This window comes from Hirschia baltica ATCC 49814, from assembly GCF_000023785.1.
In the GTDB taxonomy this organism is placed as follows: Bacteria; Pseudomonadota; Alphaproteobacteria; order Caulobacterales; family Hyphomonadaceae; genus Hirschia; species Hirschia baltica.
Window position 1 is genome coordinate 1932195 of the sequence record NC_012982.1, and the last position, 13741, is coordinate 1945935.

Sequence of the window (13741 nt, forward strand, 5' to 3'; positions counted from 1 at the left end):
CTATTCGATTAACATAAAACCGAGATTCAAAGCTAAATTATGGCGTCAGTAAAACACAAACGCCTTAAAAAACTATTCCCCAGAAACAGCACGTTTCTCGAATACACGATCAATTATGCCAAATTCAACAGCTTGAGCTGAAGTCATAAAGCTATCGCGGTCAAGCTTTTGCTCAATTGCTTCATAGCTTTGACCAGTGTGATTCACGTATATATTGTTCAGATTACGTTTTATTTCTAGAATTTCTTCTGCGTGACGCTCAATATCTGATGCCACACCACGGTATCCGCCTGATGGCTGATGAACCATGATACGCGCATTCGGCGTCGCGAATCTCATATCTTTCTCACCAGCAGCAAGAAGAAGCGATCCCATGCTTGCTGCCATTCCGATACAGGCAGTTGAAACAGGTGCACTGATATACTGCATCGTGTCGTAAATCGCTAAACCAGATGACACAACGCCGCCCGGTGAATTGATATACATTGAAATTTCTTTTTTCGGATTTTCGGACTCAAGAAACAAAAGCTGGGCTGTAATCAGCGTCGCCATTCCATCTTCAATAGGACCCGTGACGAAAATGATCCGTTCTTTTAGCAGGCGGGAAAAGATATCGTAAGCGCGTTCGCCCCGGCTACTTTGCTCCACTACCATGGGCACCAGGTTCATCGCAGTCTCAATTGGGTCGTGCATAATGTTCGCAGTCTTTGGCTATGTCGCACCCCTTGGCGCGACTCGTGATATTTAGGCTCAATATTTGGGTTCATGTCGCTTCGCGCAAGACCTCAAATACGAATTTCTATGAATAGAAGGCAGAACTCACCTTAAATTTACACAGAAAAATCATTTAGGTCATAAATTTCCTAACTCTTAATGAGGAAAAGTTGGAAAATATGGGCCATCGAAGAAAAAAGGCCGCTGAATACACAACGGCCTTTTTCCAATTTTATGGCAGATAAAAGAATTTACTCTTCTTCTAGCGCTTTTTCTAATTCTTCACGTGTCACTGTTTTATCAGTCACTTTCGCACGCTCGATAATGTAATCGACAACTTTTTCTTCAAACAATGGCGCACGAAGTTGAGCCATAGCTGCAGGCGTTTTTGTGTAGAATTCGATAACTTGTTGCTCTTGACCTGGATAGCGTGATGCTTCTTGGTTCAACGCACGTGAAACTTCTTCTTGTTTAATTTCAACTTTGTTGATGCGGCCGATTTCAGCCAACACAAGACCTAGACGCACGCGGCGCTCAGAAATCTTACGGTATTCAGCTTTAAGCTCATCTTCGCTCTTAGCTTTGTCTTCTTCATCAAGACGGTCAGCTTCTTTCTCTTGCTCAAACTGTTTCCAGATTTGATCAAATTCAGCTTCAACCATTCCAGGAGGAAGATCAAAATCGTGACGCTCATCAAGTGCATCAAGAAGCACACGCTTCAAGCGTTGACGAGATCCACCAGCAAGCTCTTGCTCAATATTTTTAGAGATAAGATCTTTTAGTGTCGCGAGATCTTCAATACCGAGACCTTTTGCAAATTCTTCGTCAATCGTTGCTTCTTTAGGTGCACGAACTTCATTCACCTTAGTTTCAAACACTGCTTCTTTACCAGCAAGGTTTTCAGCAGGGTAATCTTCTGGGAATGTCACAGTCACAGTTACATCTTGACCTGTTTTCGCACCAATAAGCTGGTCCTCAAATCCAGGAATGAAACGACCTTCACCTAGAACGATAGTTTGACCTTCAGCAGTACCACCATCAAAGAGTTCGCCATCAATCTTACCAGAGAAGTCGATGACAACTGCATCACCTTCACGTGCTTTGGCTGTCTTACCACGCGCTTCATACTGCTTGTTTGATTCAGCAAGCTTTCCGAGTGCTTCATCAACTTCTGCATCAGTCACTTCAACAACAAGACGCTCTAGCTCGATATCTGTGACATCAGCTGGTTCAAATTCTGGCATGAGCTCCACTTTCATGGAGTACTCAAGGTCAGCTTTCCCATCCATCATTTGCTCTTGATCACAGGTCAACTCGATAGTTGGCTGTGCAGCTGGACGAATTTCTTTGTCCTCAAGCGTTTTTTGAGATGTCGCTGTTACTTCTTCTTGAACGATATCACCCAAGATAGACTTACCATAAGTGTTGCGAATGTGCGCGACCGGCACTTTACCCGGGCGAAAACCTTTAAGGTTCATCTGCGGACGCAGTTGAGCAATTTTCGCTTCTAGCTTTTCAGCTAGGCTGTCTTTAGAAACAACGACTGTATATTCTCGAGTCAGTCCTTCGGACTTGGTCTCAGTGACGTTCATCACAGATTCCTCAAATTCTATTAGCCCTATAGCGCGCGCCGGCATCCAGGGTTGTGGTGAAATGAAAGGCGGCTGCCATAGCCCGTTCAGGAAGCAAGCGCCGCGCAAGTTTGGCCGGTGGTATGTCACACAGGAGAGCCGCTGTCCATTGGCGATTTTAGATGAATTTCATCCTTAACTACAGCAAATGCAAGAAACACCACTCAAACGCTTAGTTTCCAGCTTTAAATTGCGTTCAAAGTCACGTCTTCGACAAACATGAATTCCAGAATGCAATCGCAAGCCCAATGCTGGTCCGATATCGGATTGATATGGAACTTTTTGTAATAAAGGAAAAATATTTGCCAAATTCACAACTTGGCGAGAGCAACCTTAGCGCTCATCAAATCTATATTCTGGTTGGTGCGGGTAGAGGGACTCGAACCCCCACGCCATAAGCGCTGGTACCTAAAACCAGTGCGTCTACCAATTCCGCCATACCCGCGCCGAACCAGAAGAAGCGTCTCTACTCGAAGTTCACACTAAAGTTCAAGAGCTAATTTCAATTTTTCTTTCCCAAAGTACATTTGTTTGCCCACTTTCCTCATAAAAGCGCGTTAAAATGCGTGGAAAATACTCCATAAGATCCTCAGAAATCAATCCTGCACCACCTGTCAACGATGCTTCACCATGCAGCCACACAGATGCGGATGCAGCTTCTAGCGGCTCAACACCCTGAGCCATCCATCCGCTGATCATTCCAGCCAACACATCTCCAGATCCTGCAGTTGCTAGAAAAGATGAGCCATGAATATTCACCCGCGCGTCTCCCTTCGGTGCAGCAATGACAGTATCCGCGCCTTTAAGAACCACGACACACCCTGCCCTTTGCGCTGCGGAACGCGCTGCATTTATTTTATTTTCAGATTTTTTTAGCACGCTTGGAAAAATACGCTCAAATTCTCCAATGTGTGGAGTGATGACGCATTTCTCATGCAGCAACCCAAACAAATAAGATGGATCATCTTCAAAAACAGTCAAAGCATCAGCATCAAGGACGATAGGAATTCCCAATTGCAATAATGCGGCAACCTTAAACCGCGTCACCTCTGTGACACCAGCAGCTGGTCCAAACACCAAACTCGACATCTCGCGAGCGCTTATAAACAATTCGTCAACATCACTATAAGCACGCGTCATTACGGCTTGCATGCTTGCTGCCATCTCAGGAATCGCTTCCTGCTCACCAAACAATGTAACAACACCTGCCCCCATACGAAGCCCTGCCCGCGCCGCTAACCTTGCCGCGCCTGTAGATCCTGCATCTCCAGAAACAACGCCTAACCGCCCTCGCATATGCTTATGAGAATGCCTGTTCGGCCATGTTAAGTGCTTCGCCCATATATCGGGCGTGTTTAGGTAGATATCTTCGCATATTTGATCAAAAACTTCGGGCGATATTCCGATTTTTGCAACATGCACTTGGCCACAAATGCTTGCTGCTGGCTCAATAATATGAGCTGTTTTCAATGCTTCAAAAGTTATGGTTGCGTCAGCGCGTATTGCATCTGAAACCATTTCACCACTATCGCCAAATACCCCCGTTGGAACATCAATGCTTATTACATTGGCCTGGCTCGAATTTATAAGATTTGCCACATCCAAAATTTCACCGTCCAATGCGCGTGATAAACCTGCACCAAATATCGCATCAATCACGACATCACCTGATTGCAGTTTAAAACCTTCATCACCATCCATCAGCAATTGTGAGATCGGGCGAATATCATCTAGAACTAACTCGGCTGCACCTTCTACATCGCCTAATAATTGATCAACATTTCCGGCTAAAAACAAATGGATGTCTCTCCCCATTTGTTCCAGATAACGGTAAGCCACAAATCCATCGCCACCATTATTTCCTGGACCACATAATACAATCACGCGACCAACTGGCCATATTTTCTGAACCAATTCGGCACAATTACGTCCAGCGGCATCCATCAAACTTGCGCCTGACATGCCCGAATCTGCCATCATACGATCAGCTTCATACATCTGATTGACGCTAATTATGCGCATTTTGAGCTATTCTCCAATTAAGATTCTTTAGACGTCTTGCATGCGTTTCTTATTCAATACCCAAATTTGATGCCAACATTATTTTATCCATACAAAATGTAAGATAAATGTGCATGTTATCTCACCCCACTTAATGCAATGGATTAGGATCAAACTGCGACAAATATAGACATAAAACCAAATGCCTCTATCAAAATTGCCGCCCACCGTTTAAGCACTATTGCACACTATTTAAGCACCCAAAGCCGAGCGAAAAGATTCCGAGCATTTTAACTACTCATAGATGTTTTCCTCACGCATACAAAATGCTGACTCGCCCACAATATAAAGAGGGCCATAACCATAGACACGGCCCGATAAGGTGTGATTGAAAATGAAGAAAATAGAAGCGATCATCAAACCCTTCAAACTCGACGAAGTTAAAGAAGCCCTACATGAAGTTGGCCTTCAAGGGATGACTGTTATTGAAGCGAAAGGTTTCGGCCGCCAACGAGGACACACAGAGCTATATCGTGGCGCTGAATACGTTGTCGATTTCCTACCGAAATTGAAAGTTGAAGTTGTTGTTGCAGATTCTCAATTAGATGCAGCCCTAGAAGCAGTATCTAGCGCAGCACAAACTGGAAAAATCGGCGACGGGAAAATCTTTGTATCTGACGTATCTGAAGTCGTTAGGATCCGTACAGGTGAGACAGGCGATAAAGCCATCTAAACCAAATCAACAGACAAAAATCTAAAATAAGTATTACATTTAAATGGTTATTGGCTGTAAAAGCAGATTACTATTGAACACACCAAATAGAGGAGTGGCCCCGTGTCCGAGAGTGTTTTAAAACTAATTAAAGAAAAAGACGTACAATTCGTTGATTTGCGTTTCACTGACGTAAAAGGTAAATGGCAGCACGTAACATTCACAGCAGACGCAGTTGATGCAGACATGTTCGTAGATGGAACTATGTTTGATGGTTCATCTATTTCTGGCTGGAAAGCCATCAACGAATCAGACATGGTTCTTCTACCTGATGCTTCAACAGCTCACATCGACCCATTCTTCCAACAAACAACAATGGTTATCAATTGTGACATCCTGAACCCAGGCACAATGACGGCTTATAACCGTGACCCACGTATGACAGCGAAGAAAGCAGAAGCTTACTTGAAATCGACTGGTCTTGGTGACACAGCCTATTTCGGTCCTGAGCCAGAATTCTTCGTGTTTGACGATGTAAAATGGTCAGTTGCACCTAACAACACTGGTTACTCATACGATTCTACAGAGCTTCCAGAAAACACAAGCAAAGAATACGAAACAGGCAATATGGGCCACCGCCCAGGCCCTAAAGGTGGTTACTTCCCTGTTCCACCAATCGATTCTTGTCAGGACATGCGCTCTGAAATGCTCTCAGTTATGGCTGAGCTAGGCATGAAACCAGAAAAGCAGCACCACGAAGTTGCTCCAGCTCAACACGAGCTTGGTATGGTATTTGGTACATTGATTGAAATGGCTGACCGCGTTCAAATGTACAAATACGTTGTTCACAATGTAGCTGCTTCATACGGTAAAACAGCGACTTTCATGCCTAAGCCAATGTATAAAGACAATGGTTCTGGTATGCACGTTCACCAATCAATCTGGAAAGATGGTGCACCAACTTTTGCTGGTGACGGTTATGCTGACCTATCTGAAACATGTCTTTACTACATTGGTGGTATCATCAAGCACGCCAAAGCGCTTTGTGCTTTGACGAACCCAACAACAAACTCATACAAGCGTCTTGTTCCAGGTTATGAAGCTCCAGTGATGCTTGCTTATTCTGCGAAAAACCGCTCAGCTTCTATCCGTATTCCTTACGGTGCCGGTGCTAAAGCGAAACGTATCGAAACACGTTTCCCTGATGCTCTTGCAAACCCATACCTAGCATTCTCAGCACTACTTATGGCTGGTCTTGACGGTATCCAAAACAAAATCCACCCGGGTGATGCAATGGATAAAGACCTTTACGACCTACCAGCTGAAGAAGCAGCTTCAATCCCACAAGTTTGTGGTTCATTGCGCGAAGCTCTAGAAAGCTTAGACAAAGACCGTGACTTCTTGAAAGCTGGTGGCGTATTTGATGACGATCAAATCGACGCTTACATCGAACTTAAAATGGAAGAAGTGATGGCTCTTGAGCTTCACCCTCACCCTGTTGAGTTCGACATGTACTACAAAGCTTAGTCGCTTAGAGTTCGTTAGAACTTTTTGATTATATTGAACGCCAAAGCAGAAATGCTTTGGCGTTTTTTATTTGAAAATTCGTTTTCAGGCATCAAAAGCTCATTCTGCCTGAAACGTATTCAAACTGTAACTTGAAATATCGAGCATTAACGAAGTAAATGATCTTTATGAAAAGACTTACCCTTTCTCTCGCGCTAACTCTCAGCCTGTTTGTCAGCGCTTGTGCATCAGCCCCACCTAAGCAACAAGAAAACGCTTGTAAGTTTTTAAAAGAGAATAAAGCTTGGTATCGCGCACTTCGTTCTAGCGCTAAAAAATGGGGTGCCCCTATTGGATTGCAGCTCGCAATCATTCGGCAGGAAAGTTCATTTGAGCACAAGGCAAAACCTGATCGCGGCAAACGTCGTATGTTAGGTCTCCTGCCCGGCAAGCGTCCCTCATCTGCTTATGGATATGCGCAAGCTCTAGATGGCACTTGGAATGAATACAAAAAAGCGACAGGCAATAATGGGGCAGAACGCTATGATTTCGATGATGCAACAGATTTTATAGGCTGGTATGTCGCTCAAACCGGAAAACGAACCGGCATCAGCCAATATAATTATCGCGGCCACTATCTCGCTTATCACGAAGGTGCTGGTGGATATTTACGCGGTAGCTGGAAAAACAAAAACTGGCTGATCAATACTGCGAATAGAGTGCACAGCAATGCGGACCGTTACGAAACACAAGTGCAAGGCTGCAAGAAAAAGCTCCAACGCCGCTGGCTTTTTTAAGGATCAACCTAAGCAATCCTATGAAATATTGCTTTAAGCCTGAATAAATATCATTAACCACCTTTTCGACTGGAACAAATCCAGCCATGGTCGCTAATCAACGAGCAGACCAATAGAGTAGACAGGATTAATTATGGCCGCCAAAGGACAAGCTGAAAAGCAAGAATACTCCGCTAAGGATATTGAAGTTCTCGAAGGCCTCGAACCAGTTCGCAAACGGCCCGGCATGTATATTGGCGGAACCGATGAACGCGCATTCCATCATCTCTTTGCAGAAATTTTGGACAACTCTATGGACGAGGCCGTTGCCGGCCACGCGTCACGTATCGATGTACATTTGCGTGCCGATGGCTATCTGAGCGTGCGTGATGATGGTCGCGGTATTCCTGTTGACCCACACCCAAAATTCCCGGGTAAGTCCGCCCTTGAAGTGATTATGACAACCCTTCACTCGGGTGGTAAATTCTCCAACAAAGCCTATCAAACAGCGGGTGGATTACACGGTGTTGGTATCTCCGTCGTGAACGCTCTTTCTGAGCGCCTTGAAGTGGAAGTTGCGCGCGACAAGAAACTATACTTCCAAGCCTTTGAGCGCGGTCACTCAATGGGACCAATCAAACAGATTGGAAATGCTCCTAACCGTCGCGGGACAGTCGTCAGCTTTAAGCCTGATTTTGAAATTTTCGGCACAAAAATACAATTCAAACCCGCCCGCCTATACCAAATGGCTAAAGCAAAAGCTTATTTGCACCAAGGCGCACAAATCCATTGGAAATGCGACCCAGAACTTCTGAAGGAAAACGACAAAACCCCAACAGAAGCTGTACTCCATTACCCCAATGGATTAGCAGACATGCTGAAAGAAATGTCTGAAGGCAAGATCATGGTCACGTCCGATATCTTCGCAGGTCGCGTCGAAATGGATAATGGCGCAGCTTGTGAATGGGCAATGTGCTGGTCAGCCAATGGCTTTGGCGAAGAAGATGGTATCACACGCTCATATTGTAACACCGTTCCAACCCGCGATGGTGGAACCCATGAAGCCGGTATGCGCTCAGCCATCACAAAAGGTCTCCGCGCATATGGTGAGCTGACCAATGTGAAAAAAGCATCCCAAATAACAGCCGATGATATCTTAAGTTCAGCAGGGGCTTTGCTATCTGTTTTTATCCGTGAACCTGAATTTGTAGGCCAGACAAAAGATAAACTCTCTTCCCCCGAAGGCCTTCGCGTTGCTGAAGGTGCCCTTAGAGACCGTTTCGACCACTGGCTGACCGCATCCCCTAAAGAAGCGACCAAACTCCTAGATTGGGCGATTGAGCAATCCGACCTAAGGATGCGCCGCCGCAAAGAAAAAGAAGTTTCTCGTCAATCGGCGACACGCAAATTAAGACTACCGGGAAAACTGTCAGACTGTTCCAGCAACTCTAAAGAAGATACTGAAATCTTCATCGTAGAGGGTGACTCAGCGGGTGGATCTGCCAAACAAGCACGTAACCGTAAAACACAGGCTATATTACCTCTACGCGGTAAGATCTTGAACGTTGCTTCCGCTGGTGCAGACAAACTAAGAGCCAATGTTGAATTAAACGATCTAGCAACAGCACTTGGAACAGGCATTGGCCGTAAATTCGATATTGACGATCTGCGCTATCAGCGTGTCGTTATCATGACTGACGCGGATGTCGATGGTGCACACATCGCTGCCTTGCTCATCACATTCTTCTACAAGCAAATGCCAGACTTGATAACTTCAGGTCGCCTCTTCATGGCCATGCCGCCGCTATATAAATTAGCTGCAGGAAACAAGTCGGCATATGCGCGTGATGACGAGCATAAAGATGAGCTGATGAGAACAATGTTTAAAGGCAAAAACGTTGAAGTCTCTCGCTTTAAGGGTCTTGGTGAAATGATGCCTGCCCAGCTTAAAGAAACAACAATGGACCCCGCCAAACGATCAATGGCACGCATTGCTCTTCCCGATGGTCTAGAAAGCCCCGGCGAACTTGTGGAAACACTCATGGGGAAAAAAGCGGAACACCGCTTTAAGTTTATTCAAGACAACGCTGAATTTGTCGAAGAGCTAGATATTTAGCCTTTAAAACGAATTCCTAATTTCAAGTTTGGTTTAGATCTCAAAGACCTGTTTTAATTTAACGCATCTTCCAAAATTTAAACCAGCTTGCAAATCGCTCAATACCTTCCTCAAGCGATGTGTGAGGGTTAAAACCAAGTTCTTTGCGTGCTCTTGAAATGTCTGCCCATGTTCGCTCAACATCACCCAATTGCATTGGTTGAAATTCTTTTATGAGCTCTTGCCCAAAGGCTTTTTCAATACAACCGACCAAATCCATGAGTTTTTCAGGCTTATCATTTCCAAGATTATAAACACGATGAGGCACATCTAACCCCAAAGCTGATGCAGGCCTATCAATTGCTGCAATTACACCCGTCACGATATCATCAATATATGTAAAATCGCGGCTCATATCACCATTGTTAAATATCTGGACAGGTTCATTTCGGCGTAGCTTCTCAGAGAAGATCCAATACGCCATATCAGGGCGCCCCCATTCGCCATAGACGGTGAAAAAACGCAGACCAGTCAATGAAATTCCATATAAATGCGCATAAGAGTGGGCCATCAATTCATTTGATTTTTTGGTCGCCGCATAAAATGAAACCGGCGTATCGGTTACATCGTCTTCTGCAAATGGCATTTTCGTGTTGCCGCCATAAATAGAGGATGACGAGGCATATACCACATTCGCTACACCACTATTGCGTGCATATTCCAATACATTGAAAAAACCTTGCAAGTTCGTATCTGCATAAACTTTTGGGTTTTCAATAGAATATCTTACACCTGCTTGAGCTGCTAAATGCAAAACGGCGTGTATTTTTTGTCCAGAAACAGCTCGCTCCAAGGCATCATTATCCGAAATATCCATCTCGACAAAAGTGAAATTTTTCTGACTGAGCAATTGTTCTAAGCGGGCTTGCTTCAGATCAACATCATAATATCCGTTGACGTTGTCTAAACCCAAAACCGTTTCGCCACGCGCAACCAAAGCCTTACAGGTGTGGAACCCGATAAAACCAGCTGCACCCGTTACGAGAATTGTCATATCTATCTCTAATCTAAGCCGCTTAAGACAAAGCATTCTTCTAGCAGCAAAAAGGTTCACTCAGTTGAATTGAACCATTGCTATACAAAGAACAGATGATTCAACCAAATGAGTGAATCATCTATTCCCACTCAATTGTCCCCGGCGGTTTCGATGTTATGTCATAAGTGACTCGATTGATACCTTTGACTTCATTGATGATACGCGTTGCAGTTTCACCAAGAAACTCGTGTGAAAAAGGATAATAATCTGCTGTCATACCATCAACTGACGTCACAGCTCGCATAGCACACGCATAATCATAAGTGCGTCCATCTCCCATCACACCGACAGTGCGAACAGGTAGAATTGCAACATAGGCCTGCCAGATTTCATCATAGAGACCATGTTTACGGATCTGATCAATGTAAACAGCATCCGCTTCACGCAGGATTGCGAGTTTCTCACGCGTAATCAATCCAGGACAACGAATAGCGAGGCCTGGCCCAGGGAAAGGGTGACGCCCAATAAAGCTTTGCGGTAGTCCAAGCTCACGCCCTAAAATACGCACTTCATCCTTGAAAAGTTCACGCAATGGCTCAACAAGTTTAAGGCCCATTTTTTCTGGCAAACCACCCACATTGTGGTGTGATTTAATCGTGACGGACGGACCACCAGAAAAGCTGACGGATTCAATCACATCAGGATATAACGTTCCTTGAGCAAGGAACTCAGCGCCTTCAATTGTATCTGCATATTTTTGGAAAACATCGATAAAGAGCCGGCCAATTATTTTACGCTTAGTCTCTGGATCATCTTGGCCCTCTAGTTCACCCAAGAACAACTCACTCTCATCCGCATAGACGAGCTTGATTTTGTAGTTCTCAGTGAACATTGCCACAACTTCTTCAGCTTCATTCTTGCGAAGCAAACCATTATTGACGAACACACATGTCAGCTGATCACCAATGGCTTGGTGCAATAACAATGCAGTCACAGAGCTATCCACACCGCCAGATAGACCACAGATAACCTGCTTATCACCAACTTGCTCGCGGATACGCGCTATCGCTTCTTCGCGATAAGCACCCATCGTCCAATCACCTTTAAAGCCTGCAAGCTTTAGAAAGTTGGCATAAAGCTTGTTACCATTGGGTGTGTGGTGCACTTCAGGATGAAATTGAACAGCGAAGAAATTACGTTTCACATCTGCCGTTATGGCAAATGGTGCACCCGGTGACGTCCCATAGACTTCAAACCCTGGTGCTCTTTCCGCCACATGGTCCCCATGAGACATCCAGACCTGTTCATTGCCGTCTTCAAACCAACCTTCAAGCATGTCCAGCTTGTTCGAAGAAGGCGTTACGAAGGCACGTCCAAATTCAGCTGTTGCATGTTCACCTGCTTCAACACGGCCTCCAAGATCATGCATCATCACTTGCTGACCATAACAGATACCCAAAATTGGAACGCCCAACTCATAAGCCGCTTTAGGCGGTCTTGGTGACCCCTCACGCATAACCGAGTCTGGACCACCAGAGAATATAATCGCTTTGGGATTATACGCTTTAAGCGATGCGTCCGTCACATTCTGATAAGGGTGGATTTCACAATATACGCCGTTTTCGCGAAGACGGCGAGCGATGAGCTGCGTCACCTGACTACCAAAGTCGATGATCAGCGCTTTTTCGTGATTCATGTCGTGTATATCTGTCATGGCAAGCACATAGCGTGACTCCAATCATTTGCACAGCCTTAGAATGCCATGAGACCTGATTTTTGCGCTATATTTCAAATTTTTCTAGATGAATTTTACCAAGGCAATTCATCTAAATCGACATTACCTCCAGTAATCACCACCCCAATCCGATCACCTTTTATTCTTGACCGCTCAGCCATTAGCGCCGCAATTGCGACAGCACTGCTTGGCTCGATTATGATTTTTAGATCACTCCAGATAAAACGCATTGCAGCGACGATATTCGCTTCAGACACTTCAACTAACTCATCCAGATGCTTTTTGAGGATATCAAAAGCCATTTGCCCTAAATCACCGCGCAAACCGTCGGCAATTGAATTGGTAGTGACGTTTCCTTGCAATTGTCCCGATCTAAGAGATCGCGCTGCATCATTGACTTCTTTTGGTTCAGCCCCGCATGTGAAAATGTCTGGCTTAATCGCTTTGGCCGTCAATGCACAACCAGACATCAATCCGCCGCCACCCACCGGCGCTAAAATAGCATCTAACCCTGACACTTCGCTCAATAGTTCTAATGCAACACTGCCTTGTCCAGCAATTACGTGTGCATCATTAAACGGGTGAATGAGCCGCGCGCCCGTTTCCTCAACAATGGCAGCTGCCGCCTGCTCTCTAGCCTGCGCTGTTGGTATACAAAATTCTATTTGACCACCCAATTCGCGCACTTGAGCAATTTTTACTTTGTTTGAATTTTCCGGCATCACAATGCGCGCAGAAATCCCGCGATTACGCGCAGCTAGGCATAAAGCTGCCGCATGATTTCCTGAGGAATGCGCAACCACGCCATAACTTGCATCTTCATCGCTTAGAGCAAATACGGCATTCATTGCACCACGCGCTTTAAATGCCCCAACATGTTGAAAATTTTCACATTTAAAAAAGACGTCAGCACCAACAAATTGGTTAAATTTTTCAGACGTCATGACAGGTGTTTGCTTCACATAAGGCGCAATACGTTTTGCTGCTTCATGCACATCGTGAACTGATATAACCATAGCCACCCCATAGCACATTCTTCTACATGAATACCTATAATGAGGTGAAACGTTCTCCAATAGCTCTCTGTCTAAAGCGATTTAATAGATCAGCTAATTCTTCTGGGTTTCGGCTACCTGATTCAATCAGAATATCGTCGCCAGTATCCCCTTTATCTAGGCGGCACCAAATTCCCTTTTTACCCTTATATGTTTCAGCACGAAAACTGGACACTTCTTTCCAAGACCATGTCCGAACATGGCCATAAACACCACGCGTAAATTGATGCGGCTCTAATAGAATGTAAGATCCTTCAGTTCTAATATGCTCTATGCCCAACCAAATACCGGGAATAAAAACAACAATAGCAAAGATGGCCAACATGCCTTTGCCAGCAATGACATATCCTATGGATATCAAAACAAAGGCGATGCAAAGCCCCGTCATCAACAAACTGGCTATCCAACCATTTCGAAGTTTCAATGTATCAGGTAGCGGCGCATCTTTTGGGGGAATATCAGACATCTAAAATGATCACT

At 44.9% G+C, this 13741-nt stretch carries 11 protein-coding genes and 1 tRNA gene; 4 read left to right on the forward strand and 8 right to left on the reverse strand.

Going from position 1 to position 13741, the window contains the following annotated elements:
* Positions 1-72: 72 nt before the first annotated feature.
* From HBAL_RS09030 to HBAL_RS09045, 4 genes are all read right to left on the reverse strand, one after another.
* Positions 73-693, reverse strand: coding sequence for an ATP-dependent Clp protease proteolytic subunit (locus HBAL_RS09030; protein WP_015827638.1), 621 nt, complete (start codon positions 691-693; stop codon positions 73-75).
* Positions 694-965: 272 nt separating this feature from the next.
* The gene (gene tig, locus HBAL_RS09035) at positions 966-2306 is read right to left on the reverse strand and encodes a trigger factor (RefSeq protein ID WP_015827639.1); all 1341 of its coding nucleotides are present in this window, start codon (positions 2304-2306) and stop codon (positions 966-968) included.
* A gap of 400 nt (positions 2307-2706) precedes the next feature.
* A tRNA-Leu gene (locus tag HBAL_RS09040) sits at positions 2707-2790 on the reverse strand.
* A 44-nt stretch (positions 2791-2834) separates the two neighbouring features.
* Positions 2835-4367 carry an NAD(P)H-hydrate dehydratase gene (locus HBAL_RS09045; protein WP_015827640.1) on the reverse strand — a complete coding sequence of 511 codons (1533 nt, stop codon included), beginning with the start codon at positions 4365-4367 and terminating at the stop codon, positions 2835-2837.
* Between the two features lie 373 nt (positions 4368-4740).
* Between HBAL_RS09045 and HBAL_RS09050 the strand changes: the two genes are divergently transcribed.
* From HBAL_RS09050 to parE, 4 genes are all read left to right on the forward strand, one after another.
* Entirely contained in the window at positions 4741-5079 is a 339-nt protein-coding gene (locus HBAL_RS09050; protein ID WP_015827641.1) for a P-II family nitrogen regulator, read from the forward strand.
* 102 nt (positions 5080-5181) lie between these two features.
* A complete protein-coding gene (gene glnA, locus HBAL_RS09055; protein WP_015827642.1) occupies positions 5182-6585 on the forward strand; it encodes a type I glutamate--ammonia ligase in 1404 nt (467 codons plus the stop codon).
* 167 nt (positions 6586-6752) lie between these two features.
* The gene (locus HBAL_RS09060; protein WP_041302170.1) at positions 6753-7361 is read left to right on the forward strand and encodes a transglycosylase SLT domain-containing protein; all 609 of its coding nucleotides are present in this window, start codon (positions 6753-6755) and stop codon (positions 7359-7361) included.
* A 133-nt stretch (positions 7362-7494) separates the two neighbouring features.
* Positions 7495-9456, forward strand: coding sequence for a DNA topoisomerase IV subunit B (parE, locus tag HBAL_RS09065; protein ID WP_015827644.1), 1962 nt, complete (start codon positions 7495-7497; stop codon positions 9454-9456).
* 58 nt (positions 9457-9514) lie between these two features.
* Here the strand turns inward: parE and HBAL_RS09070 are convergent, their stop codons facing one another.
* From HBAL_RS09070 to HBAL_RS09085, 4 genes are all read right to left on the reverse strand, one after another.
* Entirely contained in the window at positions 9515-10489 is a 975-nt protein-coding gene (locus HBAL_RS09070; RefSeq protein WP_015827645.1) for an SDR family NAD(P)-dependent oxidoreductase, read from the reverse strand.
* 121 nt (positions 10490-10610) lie between these two features.
* Positions 10611-12185: a glutamine-hydrolyzing GMP synthase gene (gene guaA, locus HBAL_RS09075; protein WP_174256051.1), complete on the reverse strand. Its 1575-nt coding sequence runs from the start codon at positions 12183-12185 to the stop codon at positions 10611-10613.
* A gap of 95 nt (positions 12186-12280) precedes the next feature.
* Complete coding sequence (locus tag HBAL_RS09080) at positions 12281-13222, reverse strand: pyridoxal-phosphate dependent enzyme (RefSeq protein WP_149037391.1); 942 nt, start codon at positions 13220-13222, stop codon at positions 12281-12283.
* A 34-nt stretch (positions 13223-13256) separates the two neighbouring features.
* Positions 13257-13727: a hypothetical protein gene (locus tag HBAL_RS09085; RefSeq protein ID WP_015827648.1), complete on the reverse strand. Its 471-nt coding sequence runs from the start codon at positions 13725-13727 to the stop codon at positions 13257-13259.
* Positions 13728-13741 lie beyond the last annotated feature (14 nt).

Excerpts from the sequence above, each read along its gene's own strand:
- HBAL_RS09030 (WP_015827638.1), bottom strand. The coding sequence starts at position 693 with ATGCACGACCCAATTGAGACTGCGATGAACCTGGTGCCCATGGTAGTG.
- tig (WP_015827639.1), bottom strand. The coding sequence starts at position 2,306 with ATGAACGTCACTGAGACCAAGTCCGAAGGACTGACTCGAGAATATACA.
- HBAL_RS09045 (WP_015827640.1), bottom strand. The coding sequence starts at position 4,367 with ATGCGCATAATTAGCGTCAATCAGATGTATGAAGCTGATCGTATGATG.
- HBAL_RS09050 (WP_015827641.1), top strand. The coding sequence starts at position 4,741 with ATGAAGAAAATAGAAGCGATCATCAAACCCTTCAAACTCGACGAAGTT.
- HBAL_RS09060 (WP_041302170.1), top strand. The coding sequence starts at position 6,753 with ATGAAAAGACTTACCCTTTCTCTCGCGCTAACTCTCAGCCTGTTTGTC.
- parE (WP_015827644.1), top strand. The coding sequence starts at position 7,495 with ATGGCCGCCAAAGGACAAGCTGAAAAGCAAGAATACTCCGCTAAGGAT.
- HBAL_RS09070 (WP_015827645.1), bottom strand. The coding sequence starts at position 10,489 with ATGACAATTCTCGTAACGGGTGCAGCTGGTTTTATCGGGTTCCACACC.
- guaA (WP_174256051.1), bottom strand. The coding sequence starts at position 12,185 with ATGACAGATATACACGACATGAATCACGAAAAAGCGCTGATCATCGAC.
- HBAL_RS09080 (WP_149037391.1), bottom strand. The coding sequence starts at position 13,222 with ATGGTTATATCAGTTCACGATGTGCATGAAGCAGCAAAACGTATTGCG.
- HBAL_RS09085 (WP_015827648.1), bottom strand. The coding sequence starts at position 13,727 with ATGTCTGATATTCCCCCAAAAGATGCGCCGCTACCTGATACATTGAAA.